Source organism: Aeromonas sp. FDAARGOS 1414, assembly GCF_019047065.1.
In the GTDB taxonomy this organism is placed as follows: domain Bacteria; phylum Pseudomonadota; class Gammaproteobacteria; order Enterobacterales; family Aeromonadaceae; genus Aeromonas; species Aeromonas veronii_A.
Map to the genome: position 1 here is coordinate 1246911 of NZ_CP077210.1, position 19067 is coordinate 1265977.

At 46.8% G+C, this 19067-nt stretch carries 12 protein-coding genes; 8 read left to right on the top strand and 4 right to left on the bottom strand.

What is annotated here, in order from left to right; translation table 11 throughout:
* Positions 1 to 16: 16 nt before the first annotated feature.
* Positions 17 to 1360, bottom strand: coding sequence for a melibiose:sodium transporter MelB (gene melB / locus I6L44_RS05605; RefSeq protein ID WP_216953515.1), 1344 nt, complete (start codon positions 1358 to 1360; stop codon positions 17 to 19).
* Between the two features lie 208 nt (positions 1361 to 1568).
* Positions 1569 to 3695: an alpha-galactosidase gene (locus I6L44_RS05610; protein ID WP_216953516.1), complete on the bottom strand. Its 2127-nt coding sequence runs from the start codon at positions 3693 to 3695 to the stop codon at positions 1569 to 1571.
* A 972-nt stretch (positions 3696 to 4667) separates the two neighbouring features.
* Between I6L44_RS05610 and I6L44_RS05615 the strand changes: the two genes are divergently transcribed.
* The 5 genes from I6L44_RS05615 (at position 4668) to I6L44_RS05635 (ending at position 13656) form a co-directional block, all read left to right on the top strand.
* Positions 4668 to 7577, top strand: coding sequence for an inverse autotransporter beta domain-containing protein (locus I6L44_RS05615; RefSeq protein ID WP_367948261.1), 2910 nt, complete (start codon positions 4668 to 4670; stop codon positions 7575 to 7577).
* Positions 7578 to 7645: 68 nt separating this feature from the next.
* Positions 7646 to 8350, top strand: coding sequence for a ZirU family protein (locus I6L44_RS05620; protein WP_216953518.1), 705 nt, complete (start codon positions 7646 to 7648; stop codon positions 8348 to 8350).
* Positions 8351 to 8593: 243 nt separating this feature from the next.
* Complete coding sequence (locus I6L44_RS05625) at positions 8594 to 10270, top strand: Ig-like domain-containing protein (RefSeq protein WP_216953519.1); 1677 nt, start codon at positions 8594 to 8596, stop codon at positions 10268 to 10270.
* Positions 10271 to 10747: 477 nt separating this feature from the next.
* Positions 10748 to 11494: a hypothetical protein gene (locus tag I6L44_RS05630; protein WP_216953520.1), complete on the top strand. Its 747-nt coding sequence runs from the start codon at positions 10748 to 10750 to the stop codon at positions 11492 to 11494.
* The gene (locus tag I6L44_RS05635; protein WP_216953521.1) at positions 11491 to 13656 is read left to right on the top strand and encodes a bifunctional diguanylate cyclase/phosphodiesterase; all 2166 of its coding nucleotides are present in this window, start codon (positions 11491 to 11493) and stop codon (positions 13654 to 13656) included. The genes I6L44_RS05630 and I6L44_RS05635 overlap by 4 nt, the downstream gene beginning before the upstream one ends.
* A gap of 75 nt (positions 13657 to 13731) precedes the next feature.
* On the opposite strand, the gene I6L44_RS05640 is transcribed toward I6L44_RS05635, so the two are convergent.
* Positions 13732 to 14043 (bottom strand): hypothetical protein, encoded by a 312-nt coding sequence (locus tag I6L44_RS05640; RefSeq protein ID WP_216953522.1) that lies wholly within the window; start codon positions 14041 to 14043, stop codon positions 13732 to 13734.
* A gap of 85 nt (positions 14044 to 14128) precedes the next feature.
* A complete protein-coding gene (locus I6L44_RS05645) occupies positions 14129 to 14845 on the bottom strand; it encodes a transcriptional regulator (protein WP_216953523.1) in 717 nt (238 codons plus the stop codon).
* A 1065-nt stretch (positions 14846 to 15910) separates the two neighbouring features.
* Here I6L44_RS05645 and I6L44_RS05650 point away from each other — a divergent pair.
* From I6L44_RS05650 to I6L44_RS05660, 3 genes are all read left to right on the top strand, one after another.
* Positions 15911 to 16288 carry a winged helix-turn-helix domain-containing protein gene (locus I6L44_RS05650; protein ID WP_216953524.1) on the top strand — a complete coding sequence of 126 codons (378 nt, stop codon included), beginning with the start codon at positions 15911 to 15913 and terminating at the stop codon, positions 16286 to 16288.
* A gap of 750 nt (positions 16289 to 17038) precedes the next feature.
* Positions 17039 to 18316 carry an HD-GYP domain-containing protein gene (locus I6L44_RS05655; RefSeq protein ID WP_216953525.1) on the top strand — a complete coding sequence of 426 codons (1278 nt, stop codon included), beginning with the start codon at positions 17039 to 17041 and terminating at the stop codon, positions 18314 to 18316.
* A gap of 120 nt (positions 18317 to 18436) precedes the next feature.
* On the top strand, positions 18437 to 18859 hold the full coding sequence (locus tag I6L44_RS05660) for a CBS domain-containing protein (RefSeq protein WP_005333273.1): 423 nt from the start codon (positions 18437 to 18439) through the stop codon (positions 18857 to 18859).
* The last annotated feature ends 208 nt before the right edge of the window (positions 18860 to 19067 follow it).

The window sequence follows — 19067 nt, forward strand, 5'->3', positions numbered from 1 at the left end:
TTGTTTTTCTCTATATTCAAACTCGACCCAGTGCGGCCAGTATCTCATCGTGAAATTTACCATTGAGCTTATAACTTGATTTATAAATCAGATAGCTCAGACAAATTAGCAGACTCGGAATGCCTAACATCAAGACCTGCATTCCCAGCACAGTGCCTTCGCTTTGCAAAGTATTTGGGACATAGCCAACTATTGTTAGCCCAATACCAGTCAGGAAGCCGGCAAATGCACTGGCAGCTTTCACCAGCATGGTTTGCACCGAGAAGACGACACTTTCACTGCGCATGCCCATCTTGTATTCACCGTAATCAACCACATCTGCCAGCATAAGAGTTGACATCGCCAAGGCAAAGCCTGAGCCCAACTTCATTGCGGCTCCTGCCATTCCGATCAGTAGTGTATTCTCTGGCATAAAATGACCGGTAAGCAGCAAGATGACATAACTCATCAGTGGGAAAACACAAGCAAGGCGCCAAATCATGGGGCGAGATAGTTTGCTGACGATCAGTGGGAATAACACCAGTCCGATGATCTCGGCAGAGCCCGCAAATCCCATGAAGACGGCGAACATATCTTTATCGCCCATCGCATAAGTGAAGTAGTAGATAGCAAAACTACCGGCTAACTGCATTGCCAAGTTAAAGCACAACACAATACCTATCAAAGCCTTTAGTTGATCATTTTGGAAGATAATCGCTTTTACATCTTTAAAGTTGATCTTCTCAGACACCTTGGTCGCAATAGCGCTATCTTCTTTTACTTTCCATACGGTCAGCAAAGCACTCAAAATGAATATTAGCGCAATAATCATCGATACCTTGGCGAAGCCGGCACCACTATCGCCATCACCCAAAATATCGATAGCTTTCATGCCAAAGGCTCCCATAACAAACCAGGCAAAGCTTGCAAACAGGCGAGGGATCACCACAATCTGCTCTCGCTCTTTCTTATTGCTGGTTAGCGCGGGAATGAACGACCAGTAGGGAATATCCATGATTGTATATGTCATTCCCCAGAGGATATAACTGATAGCTGTATAAATGTATAGTGCGGTTCCTTCAAACTCATGGGTGAAGAAAACAGCTACCATCACGACTGAATTTATCAGGGTACCAATAACGATCCATGGTCTGAACTTACCATAGCGACTGCGAGTATTATCAACAATCATACCCATGATGGGGTCGTTGAACGTATCCCAAATTCTGGCGACTAAAAATAAAGTGCCTACGAATGCAGCTTCAAGGCCAACGACATCGGTATAGTAATACATTAAATAAATGTAAATTATCGAACATGCCAAATCTTTACCAAGGGCTCCTATACCATAGGAAAGTTTGGCGACATTGCTTATACTCATAAAGTTTCATCCTTATTGTGAGTGTCATGTGTGATTTTTCTTGATTAATACAATAACGTGAAATAATGAAGATTTAGTCTAAATATAATGAAAACCCAAAGGGTTATCTTGGCCGGTTTTTAATCATGTCGATGACATCGAGGACGGCCATAATTCAATGGCCGTTTCGCTCTGATTATTTGTGAATCGAGATAATTAAACTGTCAATTTATAACGCTGATATATCGATCAAGATGGCCGTAGTTGGATCAAGAATTGGCATTGCCAGACCTACTTGGCGCAGCCATTCGCCGCTTGATACGATACCAGCAAGGCTCCAGACGGGTTGCTTGTTAACCAGGCCATTATGAAAGTTATTCGGATGCGCGATGACGTTGACGCGATATTGTGTTTGCGCGATTAATCCCGGTATCCGTAAAGTGCCGCTGTGGGCATATGTAGGCATATCTAGCTGTGCAACCATCACTAATGCATGCTTGGCATCAGGAGTTATGACGGCATGGATTTTTTGAGCTTGTTGATCGTCGCTTTCAATACGGTAGGTGATTCCGCTATGAAGCAGGTTTCTATACTGCTTATGCAATGCGATGTATTTTGCAAAGCCAGCTTTCTCTTCGTCCGACTCTTTGACCGGATCGAGCTCTATTCCCATATGTCCAAACAAGGCTGTGATCCCGCGGAAGTCGATGTCGGATACTCTGCGAGTGGCATGGCAATGTCGAGCGCCAATATGAGAGCCCATCACTTCAGGCGGGAAAAAATAGCTAAACCCGCTCTGGATCTCCTGACGTTTGAGTGCGTCATTGTTATCAGATGGCCAGAAACGTTGCACTCGCTTTAGGATCTCATAATCGATACGGCCACCACCGGCAGCACATGATTCAATCTCGATATGTGGATGCCTTGTTTTAAGCTCGTCCATCAGTCGATAGACATTTTGTACCTGGCGTGTTTGGCAAGCTTGTCCGTGGTGAGCAGGCTGGACCGTTTCACGGTTCATGTCCCACTTGAGATAGGCAATATCATAGCGGCTCAGCAGGTCATCAAGACGTTCCAACAAGTAGGCAAAGGCATCAGGATTCTGCAGGTCGATCAGATATTGGTTGCGACCTGTTGGTTGCTCATAGCCATCGAGTTCCATCAGCCAGTCGGGGTGTTGGCGATATAGATCAGAATCTTTGCTGATCATTTCTGGTTCAACCCAGATGCCAAATTCCATGCCCATGGCTTTGACATGTTCGATAACCGGCTGCAAACCATCAGGATATTTCTGCTTATCCAGGTACCAGTCACCCAGTGCCGCCCTATCATTGCAGCGGCCCTTGAACCAGCCATCATCAATGATGAAGCGCTCCACACCCATCTTGGCTGCCTCAGTGGCCATACACATGATGTAGTCTGGATCATGCTCAAAGTAGATACCTTCCCATGTGTTGAGATGTACCGGTCGGCATGTCTGATAGTTGCGTCGCTGCGGAAAGGTCAGGATGTGCTCACGCACAAACTGGTGAAATTGATGGCTCATGCCATTCAGGCCATCAGCACAATAGGTTGTATAGAGCCAGGGGGTCGTGATGCGTTCATCTTTTTGCAGGCAAATTTCCCCCGGGTAGTAGAGTGCTTCGGCCTGCAAGAAACGACGACCATCAGCCTTTACATCAACTCGCATTCGATGATTACCGCTCCAGGCCAGATGAGCTCCCCATACTTCTCCGTGCTGTTCATCAAATCCTTTGGTGCCGATGATGAGCGCCGGGTAGTGTTCGTGAGACGTACGACCACGGCGGTTCTCTTGCTGGAATCCACCGTGCATCAGGATATGTCGATGCTGTTGGAACTCATTAACCCAACGCCCGTAGAATGACAAACACTCAATGGCGCGCATGGGTAATGGCAATGTTGTCGCGAGCCTGTTTACCGTGAAGGGCTCCTCGCTTTCATTGTTCAGGGTATGGCGCACGGCGACAATGTCAGAAAGAGGATCTATGGTGAGTTCAGTCAAGAGACACAGGCGAGCGACAGGATCATGACTGACAAGGCGTAGGGAATGTTCGTCGTGCTCGACAGACTGAATAGTGAAGACCGGAGACCAATCCTGACCATTTCTATGCCCTTCCAATGCAGGGGAGCTAAAGACGCCCGAACCGGAGTCCGGAAACAAAGTTAACGGGACATCGCAATCCAGTCGGCCAAAAGGCACTGGCCGATCAAGGGATAGGCAGCGCTCCGGGGGCGTCAATGTTAACTTGTTGCCCCAATAGATAATTTCAGCTCCTTGCGTCAGGTTAACGAGCATTTCCGTGCGTCGACCACTTATCTTGCAGATCTTTTCCATTTCTCTACCTTTGGTCTCTGAAAGAGGGGAGTAATTAATGCTGACGGCAGACAGAACAATAAAATGCCGATTAATTAATGTGGTTGGCGCAACAGTAGTGTAAACGATTCCACTGGTGTGACTAAAAAAAATCAATAGCGCTACCTGACTCACAAAAATGGCTTTTTTTTAGCCTTAATTGAATTTTATGGAGGAGTGGTACTGTTTTTTTTAGCACTGATGTCGTAAATGAATAAAGAAAATAACCAATTGGCATAACATTAATTTATTATTTTAATATGAAGAGGTGTCGACCTCTTTTCTATTTATGGCGATGCACTCTCTTTTCATAGGAGGCACGCAAATTATTCGTGCTTTGCTTATGAAGTTTCTGTTCCGCGAGTAAATCACAGCTGATGTACTGTTTAATCGGAAACGTTTGCCAGAGTGGATCAATGTTCGAGCGGTGGTGACACAGAAATATACCAAGGTGAAGTAGGATGCTGATAAAAATTAAGATTCTTTGTTGGTGGATGTTTTTTGAACTTTAAAATGTATTAGGGGAACAGGGGTGCTCATGGACTGACATCGCAGCAAACCTGAACTCAAGCTGTATTATAAATAGATTTAATTGTGATGCTTGTCACGTTTTCTGAATTCCAGTTAAATGAGCATGCCTGATGCAATGGGGCTCAATGAGGTCTGTTTTGTTTGTGTTTATGGCTGATATAAAGAGAAATGCTATATGTATCAAGCTGATACCAAGGTGGGTTATTTAAATTAATTACATTTATTATTTATTTATTGTGACTTTAAAATTTAATATATAGATCTCAAATGCAGCCCCTCATATATAGTCCTGCCGCTAAAGATATACTCAAGGGTCTATTTATGAGTTTCACACCAAGTAAAGTCCATCAAAGCGTCTGGACTTATCTCTTTTTAGGACAGCAGGCATTATTTCCTGTGGCTTATGCGGCTGGGCAACTCTCCATGCCCGCAGCCAAGCAACCTGAACTTATCCGCTATCAGATCGCAAAGGGAGATACGCTTGGTTCTGTCTCACGCCAGTTTGGCACAACACCTCACCAACTGTTGGCATTAAATGGCAACCTGGCGCTAAACGCCCCTCATTTGCCGGTAGGTGACACTATCAATTTACCGCGTGCGTCCGTTTTACCTGCGCTGTCAGGCGCCAATCCACTGCATTTGACGGCGCCTACGCCAACCCCTGTGGATGTCGAGCAGAAGGTTGCCGAGCAGGCTGCCCGCTTGGGGCAGCTGTTTTCACCTGCCGAGTCAGAGATGCCGGCAGATCAGGAAAACCACAGTGAATTGGTTAAGGGGTTTAAACGAAGTCTGCGGCATCTACCACCTTCCGCGCAGAGCGTTACACAGGATGCGACTGCACCGCATCATGGGTCAGAACAAGAGAAGCAGTATTGGCGTCAGCAACTGGTCACCCATTTTGAAGAGGAGGCCAATGCCTATGCAGCATCCTTGCTGGGGGCGGTGGGTACAGCCAGAACCCGGGTGACGCTGGATGACGATTTCAATATGGTCACTGCCGAGGCTGATCTCTTGTTGCCGCTTGCGGAAGAGCAGCAGACCCTGCTGTTTACCCAGTTTGGTCTACGCCGAAATGGGCAGGCGCGTACCATCGCTAACTTAGGGGTGGGCCAGCGTCATTTCCTCGACAGCTGGATGCTGGGCTACAACCTGTTTGCTGATTATGACCTGACCAATCGACACTGGCGTACGGGAGTCGGGGCCGAAGCCTGGCGTGATCATCTCAAGTTGGGCGCCAACTTCTATACCCCACTGAGCAGTTGGCATGACTCCCCACGGTTTGAGGGTATGGAAGAGCGCGCAGCACGCGGTATGGATGTGCGTCTTGAGGCCTATCTGCCGGCCTATCCGCAATGGAGCGCATCGCTCACTGCCGAGCAGTATTTGGGGGAGCGGGTTGACTTGCTGGGCGCAGATCAGCTTGAGCGCGATCCGCATGCCATCACTGCCGGTCTGCACTATAACCCCTTCCCGTTACTCAAGATGGATGTCGAGCAAGTTGAAGCGAGCGGCAGGCAACATGACACCCGTTTTACGCTGGGGCTGGAGTGGAAGCTGGGGGCTACGCTCTCGGACATGCTGAATCCGTCCCGTGTCGACAAGTCGCTGGCAGGTATGCGCCACGATCTGGTTGAGCGTAACAATGACATGGTGCTCGAGTATCGCGACAAGGTACTCCTCAAGGCCTCTCTCAACGACCAGTATTCTGCGGGAGAGGGGCAAGCCCTGACCTTGACGCTCAACATTCAGCATTCCCGCCAGATAGCCTCCATCCAGTGGTTTGGCGAGATCCTGGGGCTCAGTGGACTTGGCCCTGCCGATACGGTTGGGCAGGACAAACGTTCCCTTACACTTCCGGTCTTGCCCATCTATCGCATTGGCCAATCCAATCAATATCCGATCGTTGCCATCGTCACCGACATTGATGGCCATGAAGCCATCGCGGAAGGGGTTGTTGTCGTCTCGGAAGACTCTGGGCTGCAACCCGCTATTCAGTTGGCAGAACACTTTGTTCAACTTCGCCCCGGTGCTCACTACCACGTTGACTGGGGGGTGGTTGACCCCCGTCAGAAGCCTGCCAAAGCGCGAAATGGGATCCCGATTGAGAGTATTGAGGGGGATGTAGAAGCGGACCGCGATGGTTACCAGTACCGCTATCGCCTGACATTTCAGGGGCCTGCACAGGTACTGACGGGGCGTGAGCTGGTTGCGCCTGGGCAACCCAACCCCGGCACTCGGTATCGCCTGGATGTAGAGGTCACCTTCCCGAGTGGGCATGTGGCGAGTGACAGCATGGAGTTTGAGTTTATTGATGATGCAACTGTGCCGGGGGCCCCGACGTTGACAGTGACCGACAGCAATGGTGACGACAAGCCAGAGGCCACTGGTAAAGCGGAACCGGAATGTACGGTGACCATTACCTGGCCGGATGGCACGACCAGCACCACAACTGCAGATGAGGATGGCAACTACAGCCTGGAAGCCCCGACGGCGCAGGGTAGTGGCACCATCACCGCCACGGCTACAGACAAGCACGGCAACACGGGGCCGGCTACCAGCGTGAACTACACCGACTCAACGGCACCTGGCGCTCCGACCTTGGTTGCGACGGATCGCAATAGTGACAACAAGCCGGAGGTCAGTGGCAAGGCTGAACCGGGCAGCACGGTGACCATTACCTGGCCGGATGGCACGACCAGCACCACGACTGCAGATGAGGATGGCAACTACAGCCTGGAAGCCCCGACGGCGCAGGGGAGTGGCACCATCACCGCCACGGCTACAGACAAGCGCGGCAACACGGGGCCGGCTACCAGCGTGAACTACACCGACTCAACGGCACCTGGGGCTCCGACCTTGGTTGCGACGGATCGCAATAGCGACAACAAGCCGGAGGTCAGTGGCAAGGCTGAACCGGACAGCACGGTGACCATTACCTGGCCGGATGGCACGACCAGCACCACGACCGCGGACGTGGATGGCAACTACAGCCTGGAAGCCCCGACGGTGCAGGGGAGTGGCACCATTACTGCCACGGCTACCGACAAGAGCGGCAACACGGGGCCGGCTAGCAGTGTGAATTACCTCGCGAGCTTGATGGGAGTGACGATTACCGGGCTGGTTAACGGCTTTCCTGAGGTGGGGTCTGTACTGACGGCCGTGCCTGACTGCGGCTCGAGCGCGTGCCGCACAGGACTGACCTGGCAGTGGCAGGTCGAGGAGGGGGTCGGTACTGGACGTTTTGTGGATATCGCTGGGGCGACCAGCGTGACCTATTTACCCGTGCGAGAGGATCAGAAGAAACGGGTGCGCGTCATTGTTGCGGCGCTGTGAGCATCCGGAGTGGCGTTTATCGACGCCATGTAAGTCATTTTTTGTAGCCAAAAGGAAGAGAGCAAGTGATGAGAAAGCAAAAAATCGCGGTATCGATCGCAATGGTAATGTGGGGGGTAGCCAGTGGCGCCAGCGCGCTGACATCGGCTCCAACCGATACTGTGAAGGGGCGACCCCCAACGTTGACTGGAGTGTCATTCAACTATGTCGATGTCAACAACAACGGTCGAGTGGATGTAGGTGACAGCCTCAAAATTGAAGAACAAGGTTTTGATGATCCGGATATGGATGCTCAAGCACCGAGTGAGTACAAGTGGTATCGCGATGGCATTGATATGGGGGTAACCGGTGATAGTTATACCCTGACTTTGGCAGATCTTGGTACCCAAATCACTGCAGGAGTGATTCCGCAAACCGATGCAACCACGACAGACCCTTATCAGGGGAATGAAGTTGCGGCGGCGGGGGGCTCTCCTGATGGCGATGGTTCTGTTGATGTGGTTGATCCCAATGAGGTGGATGCCGTCGAGATCGTCATTGCGGCCACTGACGCTGCGCTTGCTGGCAATCCGATTGTCTCGACCGAACTCAGGGCCAAGGTCACTACCAGTGCCGGTGGGGTTGGGGTGGCGAGTGATTACAACTACACATGGCAAATTGAGGATGGTGCAGGTGGCAACTACATCAACATTCCTGGGGCTGTCAGTGAAACCTACACCCCAAGCAAGGATGATCAGAAGCGCAAGCTGCGGGTTGATGTCACCAAGAAGTAAAGCCATCACCAGCCCCGGCTGGATGGGCATGATATTCGGACCATCGCCCGCAGCAAGAGGTTGATGGTTATCGGATGGATAACGGGTTGTCCTGCCTTGCCAGGGAAGGTGAGGTGGGCACATCAATCAGTAATACAGGGCGCCCGCGGGCGCCCACCATTTTAATCAGCTTGGCCTGTAAAAATGGCGAGGCTGGCTAGTTACAGCAGGTGATGGTGCTGTCGTAAACCGGAGAGTGTTTGAATGAAGGTGATATCTCGTTATTTGTCATATCTGGCACTGTGGCTGGTGCTGGGGCAAACGACAGGAGCAATGGCCGAAAGTGCCAACACCCTGTCGGTGCAGGGGCGTGCGCCAGTGGCATCTGGCGTGACACTGACTGGCCCGGCGGCGCCCTTGGTGGGGGATACCCTGCTGGGAACATATACCTTTAATGACCAGGATACTGATGAGGAACAGGGCAGTGTATTGCGCTGGCTGAATAATAGTGACATCGAACTCGCCAGAGGTGATCGCTATCTGTTGACCGATGCCGAGCGTGGCAAACAGCTTCGCTTTGCGGTCATCCCGGCCACCAATCCGGCGGTGACCGATCCGTCCGAGGGGGTCGAGATAAGCAGTTCGCTCTCTGCGGTGGTGCAGGGGCGGCCAGACCCCGCCAAATCCACCTTCAGTGTCGACAAGTCCACCATAGTGGCGGATGGGGTTGATAACGCAGTTTTGACGCTGACCCTCAAAGACGACAATCAAACACCGGTAATCGGCATCAGTGATCGGGTGGAGCTAGGTTATAGCGGTGTGGATACAGATGTTATCTCCCTGATGGAAAACGACCGGGGCAATGGCATCTATGAGTACATCCTGACGGGGACCAAGTCTGGCGTTGTCACCCTGACGCCACAGCTGGATGGCGCTCCCTTGACCACTCTTCCTCCATCACTGCAGGTGACTCTGGCCGCCAACCCTGCCACCGCGAGAGTGGCCCAGCTGGTGACCACCACTGACAATCAGCCTGCGGATAACGTCAGCGCTGACCTGCTGACTGCGACTGTGCATGATATCGAGGGGAACCCCATGCAGGGCGCTAGCGTGGTATGGTCGCATGGCAGCACCACGGCAACCTTGGGCGCAGCGACAAGTGTGACCGACAGTAGTGGTCTGGCAACAGTGACCCTCATCAACACCCAGGCTGAGACGGTCGCCGTGACGGCAAGGGCTGAAGCCAATTCCGGTGACACGGGCATGACCAGTGATGCCAACTTCGCACTCTACCCGGTGCTCGATAGATTAGCCGTGGGCACCAATAATCAGCCCGCCAATAATAAGGCCTTGAACACAATAGTGGCCAAATTCAAAGACCTTGCTGGGTCGGTTCTGGCAAATGTGCCGATCACTGTGCAGTTCAGTGCTGACAAGGGCACCGCCACGTTCGATAACGAGTCGCCATGGACGACCACTACCAATGACGTTGGTGAGGTGATCGTGTCACTGCGCAACAGCGTGGTTGAGGATGTGGAGGTGACGCTATATGCGAAAAATAGCGATACCGTGCAAAAAGCGGCAACGGTCAGCTTTACAGAATTGATGATAACAAGATTCCTCAAGCCGGATCCGGCAACCATGAATTGGCTGGATGCCGACAACTACTGCAATAGCATCGGACGCCGTCTACCGACGGTAGCTGAATTGCAGGCATTGTTTGTCGAGATATCTCCTTCTTCTGGTGAGAATTATGCCTTGTGTCATGTTCATGGATGGCCACTGGCTAACAAGTGTGGTGGCTCTTTCGATGACTATTGGACGAGTGAGACGTACGACCCTCTTGCTGTTAGTGCACATGCCGCCGTCTATATGCACACAGGTCTCGTTGGTGGATTCGGTGACACACAGCCTAGCCAGGTAGCGTGCATACGTCGTTGAGGAGGCCTTGTTTCCCGGAACGATACCGATTGAATGGAACTAACCGGGGATAGTGGTGATGTGATCACCATTATCCCCTCAATTTTGCACTGCGGTTATTCACGCCATCACTACTGAACAACAAGAGTGATATCCATATACTACAGCTCGTTGAGCTTGGAATGGTTATAAAACCAACCCCATGCAGAAGTACAAATATGAAAGCTATCAGAGGACGGTTGCCGAGTTTTAATATATGTGGCTCAAAAAATAGAGCCTGAAGAATTAAACTTCACGTTGTAAAAAAATCATTCTTGGAGATTCAATCATTTGTATGGTTATCCATAAAATCGCATTAAATCAATGCGTTATGTTGCCATCATCTGTCTTGGTGAGTGGTTTTTATTATTTTATTAATCATCATCTTTTTGATGGCTCAACTTAAAATCTCAATCTGCCAAATTTGAAACATCATAGACCGGTCAGATTGGGGATGAAATGGAACAGGATAACAGTTGGAACATCGGTGAGGATGATATTGAGTGGTGGAATAGCTACACTCGATTATTTGTACAGGATATTTATAGCAAAGACCCTAAAAAAAGAATGGCTGGTTTCTATTTTAGACCACTCAGTATGGAGGCGGCTTCATTCTATCATTCCTGTGATCACGATTTGCTTTTGATGATCACCTGTGTACAAATGTCACTTCTTGAAGAGTGTTGCAAGGCATATCATCAAGCTGGACGTCGGCCATGTCAGTTATTTTTTAAGGCTGAACCACGAGTATTATCAAAAATATCTAGCCAGCTAATAGCATTGATGGATAGTCTGCGCTCTCAAAAGATAGAGTTGATTCTTGACTTGAATTTACCATATCATAAAAATGATAAGGAGTGGCAAAAGTCACTATTTAAAATAGTCGATAGTGGCCATATGGTTTGTCTGGGAGGGTATAACTGGAAAGATAACGAACCCAGAGATTTCCAGGTGGTTAAAGAACTATTTAAATATGTCAGATTAGGACCGCCTCCGTCTAATTTGGCGGAAGTTAATCACTTTATTGATACCTGCTTCTATGTTAAAGAAAAACTGGCAATGCAACTCATATTAGATAGAGTGCAAAGTCAGACAGATCTGGATATAGCTTGTCGGACACCATTTTTTGCATTGATGGGCGATTATATTTCAACTGCTCATTTAGCAAAAAATCTGGATGATGTCTCCTATAAGGTCATGTTATGAGTGCCATCAAGAATACTACACTTGTTATTGCATTGTGTACATTAACACTCTGTAATATGATTTATCAAGATGTATTCCATACATTGAAAAATGATGGGCATCATCATTCTGAATACAGCATTATCTGGGCACCTAATGCATATCTGGTATTTTTTCTATGGGCATTTGGTCGCTGCATAGATAAGACAATATCACTAATATCAATTTTCATGACAGTAATAGGGTTCAACTTACTCTATTTTAGTAGCCAAAATTATCCTATGGGAATGGGGTCTTATTGGTCATCATTGATAATGTATGCTGTCAATAACACTGTATTTATCATTGGCTTTCTATTTGTGTTGAATTTTTGGCAATCATCAATATCTTTTCTTTCAAAAGACAATGAAGTGCTATCATTTTTATGGCTCCATTTTGGTGGAGCCTTATGTACTCTTATTGCAAGTGTATCTGTCCTGGTTTTCCCTAGTTCCTCAGAAAAATTGGTATATCAGCTGTTTTCCGCAAACCTAATGGCATTTACCTTTTTTACATCATATCTTTTTTTGTCAGAGCAATTCATTCCTGACAACAAAAACCTGAAGATGATGAACTTTTGTTTATTGGTGTCACTGTCATCAATTGTTTTTTTTATAGTAAATGAGTTTTTTCATACCTTGTCAAAGGAAACGTTTGCATTAATCTTGATGGCATCATTTATTTGTCTTTTTATTAAATCCAGACCCTATGTGAGAATTGTTATTGCGGCGTTGGTCTCAGCTTTTTGCGCTGCTGTAAATGTAGCTTTGGATTTATCTCTTTATGATTTTATTTTATTTTACAGTATATGCATTAGTACCAGCATTATCTTGATAATGCGGAAGAAAGAAACACACATTATACATGCGCTGCAGAAAACGGTAGATGAGCTTAGAAAAAGTAAACTAATAGACCCTTTGACTGGCTTGCTTAACAGAGAGGGATTCAGGAGCGTATTAAGTGAAAAATGTAACACCAATGAAGAGTTTCTGGTCGCATATGCAGACCTTGATAAATTTAAAGAAATTAATGATTTTATGGGACACGCTGCCGGTGACCTTGTATTAAAGATATCTTCATCAAGAATGTCATCAATCTTAGGTATGAATAGCCCTGTCGCACGCCTTGGTGGTGATGAGTTTGCTTTTGTTATTCCTGGTGAGAAAAGTGTAGCCCTGCAGCGTTGTCAGGAACTAATCGAAAAAATAACGCAGCCCATCGCAATAGGAAAGCGCACATTTTCAATTGGTATTTCTATTGGAGTTAGCGCTTATCCTCATCAAGCAGTTACAGTAGAAGAGTTGCTTGATAAAGCGGATATGGCCATGTATGCAGCCAAATGCTCCCATGATCGTGCGCCAGTGTATTTTGAAGAAAAGATGGACTACCGAAAAAATCATGAGACATTTTATTTGCAAAGAACATTTAATATAGAGTTAATGTTGGGGGAATGTTATGCGGTATTCCAGCCGCTACACGATATTGAGCAGGGGAGAATAAAGTCATTTGAAGCATTACTGCGACATCCTAATTTTAGCACGGTTGATATAATTCAGTGGGCTGAAGAATATGGCCATATGAATGCACTGTTTGAACTTATGGTACAATGCGCAGTAAATTTTATTCTAAAGTCAGGTTATCCCGTTACAGTCAACATATCTCCCTCTCAGATCATCTTCAATTGTGGGATAATTAGAAACTTAATGGAAAAGGTGATCATAGAATGTAAATTGCCACGAGGTTCATTAAATTTAGAAGTTACTGAGTCGGTACCAATCGTTGAGCAGTCAGTGTTCATGAATGCGGTTGGCCAAATAAAAGAACTCGGAGTAGAAGTTTACCTTGATGACTTTGGTACTGGCTATGCCTTTTTTTCTACACTAAGTATGGGGGCTTTTGATGCAATCAAGATTGATAGGAATCTAGTGTCTGGTATTAATAACTCACTATCCATGCAGCGCCTTTTGAACTCCATATTAACTTATGCGAACGAAGCGGGTATGTACGTTATCGCTGAGGGTGTTGAAGAAGAAGACGAGCTTTGGGTGTTGAAAAACTTGGGGGTAAAATATGTGCAAGGGTACTATTTCTCAAAACCAATGAAAGAAGAGGCCATGTTAAGCTACATAAAAGATTGGCTCTAAGCCGATAAAGAAGGCGTCAATCGATATAAAATTAAAAGCTATGCTACTTAATATCATTGGCTAGCAAGAATAGCATTACCAAAATCCCAACTTGCCAGCCATATTTACCTTGTAAACACGATACGATGGGTTTCTTAGAAGAACCCAATCGTATTGCCCCGCATGAATTTGCTTCGCCGAGTATATATGAGCATCGGTAAACCTTACATTTAGACCATCATCAAAATCGAATATAGGTTTGGATAGTTCTTTTGAATAAACTACAAAAAAAAACAAATCGTCTTTCTTTTTTGCCAAGATTCCTTTAAAAAGTTTTTTCTCTCCACTAATCTTGTTCCATGCGATTGTTTCTACAATGCCGAATCGACATGTGCTTATATATTTCATCTTTACATCATTTGCCTCTGAGTTATAATTGCACCCCATACCATTGATAACTGGAATAATAATATAAGTATGGAGGACTATGAAACTAGTCAACGCTATGAACTTTAATGTCTTGATCATTGTTGTCATATCCATAAAGATAAAGACCAGATTTCTTTTGTATATCGTCAGATATTGACTTTTGCTTGCTTTTATTTAGCTCAAAAACGCCACATATCTTTGTTTTTTCACTTAACTGATAGCAGTAAAGCTCACCTGAAGAAAAGAAATATATGATACCTAATGACAGGATCGCTACGCAATACAGCGAGAATAGTGTTTTGACAAATGTTTTTTTAAAATAACTGGCATGATTTTCTTGCGCTATGATCTTTGCGTTAATTTTGGCCATATCAATAATGGCCTCATCTACTTCATCTGAACTTGATTCGGTTGCTTTATTCTCTGTATTTATCTCATTTTTATTTTTTGACGAGTCACAAGGAGGTTGCAGAGCAATCATGCTAGATTGGATCTTGTCTGCTGCGCCATGAAGTATATAACCTCTCCTGTGAACGGTTTCTATCTTAAAAGCCCCGTCAGTTTCTTGTAGTACTTTTCTGATGTTTTTTATAGCAACTGCCAATGAATTGGGAGAGACGAACTTGTTAGGCCACCCTTCTTCAATCAGTTCCTCTTTACTGGAAAACTGATTTAATTTTTTTAGTAAAGCGGAAAAAATCAGTGTCTCGCTTTTGCTTAATCGAGCAATCACTTCTGAGTTCCATGTGACGTCACCTGAGACGGGGTTGTAGTCCAGCATGCAAAACCACCAATGATTAAATTTTACGTTATAAACAAGGCTCTCATCCAGTGAAAGCTAATCCTTAGACCTCTATCTACGGTAGCCTTACTTTTAGTGATTCTATAAGTAACATTACTATAGTTGCAATACTCTTATTCAAGCACCCTGTATATTATTTGTTCTCAATAGTGAGATGTCGCTCATCATAGTTTCAGTATTAATTAGTTTATCTAATCCATTAATTATAGAAAATTTTAAGTGAGGTGTCTCACTATAAACCTTGACACAAATCTTAACCGTTTATTAGTTGCGTAGTTTTACAACAGATGGAGATGTTTATAAAGCAAAATAAGCAGGATGTGAGAAGTTGCTTTGATTGTCATCTGAATATTTATTGTTGTGGTAAATTTCTTGGTGTTATATTAACTTGTTAGTGGTTGTTGATAATGCTGTTAAATATATGCCAGCTTGACAATAAATATCAAATCATGTCTAGTTTAAATCTGGCTTGATACGTTATGGTAAATAAAGCTATCAAGTGACTGGTAGACATATCTAATGTCGGTTCCTGAGATAATCAGAGGCGGTAACGTAAAAATACAGTTATCAAAGCTGGTGACAACTCTCTGCGATGATCTGGCAAATAGCTACATAGCTATCGGATAATAGATAGATCTAAATTAACTCCCTATTAAATCATATCTTTTCATGTAAATTTGCGTCGAATCAGCATTATATTTAACCAGCATTGTATTCTTTATGTCATGTGAGGATACTCATGAACTCTTTTTATATAGCAGTGATATAAGATTAATCAAGTCGTTATTTCATGGTTTTGAGTATTGAATAATACAGGAGATGACCTTTGAAAAGGTTGCCTGTTACTGAGCATTCTGAGTGATGAATGAACAATGAAATTACTATGACAGATGAGATAGTTCTGGTATAACATACTGAAAAGAAAGACTTTTTTATTTTTATAAATTTATTATTTTAGCATCACTACATTTTGATTAAAACATAGGATTATTGCTGCTTAGTTATCAGGCATATGTGAATCTGTATTGGTCGAGGTGAAATGATATGTATATAAAAATGGTAAATAGAGATAAGGGAGTTACCTTTGATCTTCAAAATGGTATTGTCGAATACAAAGCATTGGGGGGATTGTTGGTACAGTCTAGGCTGGGTAAAAAAGACAGGGATGTATTGATTTATTTGATAAATAACGTAGGGCGATTGATCTCAAAAGATGAAATTTTACATAGTGTATGGACTAATCGTATTGTCTGCGACAATACCGTTTCGGTTTCATTGTCAAATATTAGAAAGTTCTTGAGGAAAGCAGATGAAGATTGCTCATGCCTGACAAATGTCTCTGGGTCTGGTTATATATTCAATCCAGCCAAATCGGGATTTAGATTAGAAAAACAACTGAAAGTAAATGAGTTTGCTGTTTGATTGTTGATATTTATTGGCGGTGCTGGTTATTAATTATATTGGTGAGGCCATTGCTGTAAGGGTTACTGTTAGTATGAAATAGTCGTGGCAAGCTACAGTAGCCCAACGCCATTTCACGAAAAATACTGAAGCATGATAAAGCTCAGGTATGAATACGCTGTCACGCCTTATTTTAACTATCTTGCCAATCAGGAATTATATTTTTAGGTTTGTGGAACGTGGAATATTATTGTTTTTATCTATGGATAACTGCAGAAAATTAATGCCTGGTTGTACGGCTCAAAGATGTGATATCAACATGCACGATCTCTATTTGTTCTCGCTGGTCACCAAGACAGAAAACCAGATTGATGAAGACAGCATAACCTCTCGCCTGCTTTTCATATCTGAAACCTCTTCAGCCATCCGAAGCACCGCGCGACTGCATTTAGCTGCAAGACGAGCTTTGTTTAACGCCAGTGTGCGGAACCTTATGGTGTCGCGACTGCTCGCATATGCTGTGCGATGACCGCTTTTATCCTTCTACGCCGGTTGGGTGTATCCCGGCAATGCCATCGAGCAGCAGGTCTTGTTCGCGTGAAAGAGGCCCGGTTGAGCGGTAGTAGGGATACAAGGGCTCTATAAGCCTCTTTGCACTGCTTTTTGCAAAACCGTGATGAGGTAAACCATGGGATTAATGACTAGATTTATCAGTAGCAAGGAGTAAAACGACACCCTTGCATCATCACAAAACAGCATGGGACAGGGATCATGAACAGAGCGCAGGAAGCCGGTTCGTGCTCGCTTCAGGTGGATCTCAGACAGGTCGTTTATGCCTTGTCTGCGTCACTGGATCTGGTAGGAATTGGCGATGTGGCCCATGGTAAACGGGTCGGGATCATGGCGGCCGAGTGTGGTCGGGTATTGGGGCTGGATACAGCTGAATGTTGTTTGTTGTTTGAGCTCGGCGTGCTGCACGATATTGGTGTCTCCTCGACCATCACCCATCACCATCTGGTTAGTGAGTTCGATTGGGAGTCCTCCCAGCGCCACTGCGAGGTGGGATATCAGCTGCTCAAGGATTTCCGTTTGCTGGCCCCACTGGCCCTGCCTATCCGTTATCACCACACCCACTGGCACCTGTTGCGCGAGATGGCCGATGTGGACCCCAATGTAGCCCGTCAGGCCAACCTTATCTTTCTGGTGGATCGCTGCGATGCGTTGGCGGCGCCCTACTATGGCGATGGTTCATTGTTGATGCATACCAACGAGATCCGCGCACGCCTGCAGGATTTCCGTGACGAGTTCTTTGCCCCCGAGCTGGTGGATGCCTTCCTCAAGGCGTCTCGCTCTGAGGCATTCTGGCTGCAGCTGGAGGCTCGCTCCATCAATGATTACATGTTGGAGATGCTGCAGGTGCGGGAGCCTTGCCTGACTTTCAACGGGGAGCTAAAAGCGCTGGCGCAGATCTTCTCCGGCATTGTCGACGCCAAAAGCCCATTCACGATGACGCATTCACTCGGTGTGAGCAGGTTGTCTCGGGCATTGGCCGAGCAGATGGGAGTCAGTGCCATCCATTGTGACATGCTGGAGATCGCCGGTTTGCTGCACGATTTGGGCAAGCTCAGGGTGCCGGACGAGATCCTCGACAAGCCTGCCAGCCTGACGAAAGAGGAGCGGGCCATCATCAATACCCACAGCTTCGAGACTTACCAGATCCTGCGCCATATCGAAGGGTTTGAAGAGATTGCCTGTTGGGCGGCCTATCACCATGAGGAGCCTGACGGGGAGGGCTATCCGTTCCACCTGCCGGCATCCGCCATGGCGCTCGAAGCGCGGATCCTGCGGGTCGCCGATATTTTTCAGGCCATGGTGCAGGACAGACCTTATCGGCGCGGTCTGCCTGCCCGTGACGCATTGACCTTTATGCAGCAACTGGCGGATCAGGGGCGGGTCGATCCCGCTGTAGTGGCGGTGCTGGCCGATCACCTGCCGCAGATGATGATGGCAGCCATTCCGGATCGCGAGCCGGATCATGCCATCAATTGAGGGAGAGGCTGGCCGCTGACTCATACTGCTGCGAGCCAGCTATGCTTGGAACAAGCCGAGCATGGTGCCGGTACCGGCGCACAAGACGCCAGCTTGATGGACTACCGTAGGGGAGCAGATATGGAATCGCTAAAAGCCAAGGATTATATGCAGAGCAGACCCATCACCTTCACTGCCGACATGATGGTGCAAGCTGCGGTCGAGAAATTTCTGAACAGTCATCAGCTCGGTGGCCCGGTGGTGGATGGCCAGGGCCATCTGATTGGCTGGATCTCCGAGCAGGATTGCATCGCAGTGTTGCTTAAGGAGGCCTATCACTGCGAACAGGTAGCGCAGGTCAAGGATGTGATGCGCAAGGAGGTGTTGTCGGTGGGTCCCGATACCAGCATTTTGAGTCTGGCGGAGATGATGATGGGGCAAAAGCCGAAGATCTATCCGGTAGTGGAGGAAGGGCGTCTGCTCGGTGTCATCAACCGCCACAACGTCATGCAGGCCATTCACGCCCAGCTCACTACCTGTTTTGTCCATCACACCCACGGTTAATCCTGTTTTTCTCTCTCCCAAGGCAAGCTTCGGCTTGCCTTGGCTATTTCATATGCTGCCATTTATTCATGTTATGCCATCTTACAATGGTTGTTTTGTCATGTTTGAGGAGCGGCCAATCTCTCGGTCTTCCCATAGATAACGCTACGTTAAGGCTTGCACCGCCCCCGCTCGCTCTTTAGGATCGCTCCCAGCTTATCGATATGGC

What these genes read in the sequence shown, in the direction of transcription:
- melB (WP_216953515.1), bottom strand. Translation starts at nt 1,360, where the DNA reads ATGAGTATAAGCAATGTCGCCAAACTTTCCTATGGTATAGGAGCCCTT.
- I6L44_RS05610 (WP_216953516.1), bottom strand. Translation starts at nt 3,695, where the DNA reads ATGGAAAAGATCTGCAAGATAAGTGGTCGACGCACGGAAATGCTCGTT.
- I6L44_RS05615 (WP_367948261.1), top strand. Translation starts at nt 4,668, where the DNA reads ATGCCCGCAGCCAAGCAACCTGAACTTATCCGCTATCAGATCGCAAAG.
- I6L44_RS05620 (WP_216953518.1), top strand. Translation starts at nt 7,646, where the DNA reads ATGAGAAAGCAAAAAATCGCGGTATCGATCGCAATGGTAATGTGGGGG.
- I6L44_RS05625 (WP_216953519.1), top strand. Translation starts at nt 8,594, where the DNA reads ATGAAGGTGATATCTCGTTATTTGTCATATCTGGCACTGTGGCTGGTG.
- I6L44_RS05630 (WP_216953520.1), top strand. Translation starts at nt 10,748, where the DNA reads ATGGAACAGGATAACAGTTGGAACATCGGTGAGGATGATATTGAGTGG.
- I6L44_RS05635 (WP_216953521.1), top strand. Translation starts at nt 11,491, where the DNA reads ATGAGTGCCATCAAGAATACTACACTTGTTATTGCATTGTGTACATTA.
- I6L44_RS05640 (WP_216953522.1), bottom strand. Translation starts at nt 14,043, where the DNA reads ATGAAATATATAAGCACATGTCGATTCGGCATTGTAGAAACAATCGCA.
- I6L44_RS05645 (WP_216953523.1), bottom strand. Translation starts at nt 14,845, where the DNA reads ATGCTGGACTACAACCCCGTCTCAGGTGACGTCACATGGAACTCAGAA.
- I6L44_RS05650 (WP_216953524.1), top strand. Translation starts at nt 15,911, where the DNA reads ATGTATATAAAAATGGTAAATAGAGATAAGGGAGTTACCTTTGATCTT.
- I6L44_RS05655 (WP_216953525.1), top strand. Translation starts at nt 17,039, where the DNA reads ATGAACAGAGCGCAGGAAGCCGGTTCGTGCTCGCTTCAGGTGGATCTC.
- I6L44_RS05660 (WP_005333273.1), top strand. Translation starts at nt 18,437, where the DNA reads ATGGAATCGCTAAAAGCCAAGGATTATATGCAGAGCAGACCCATCACC.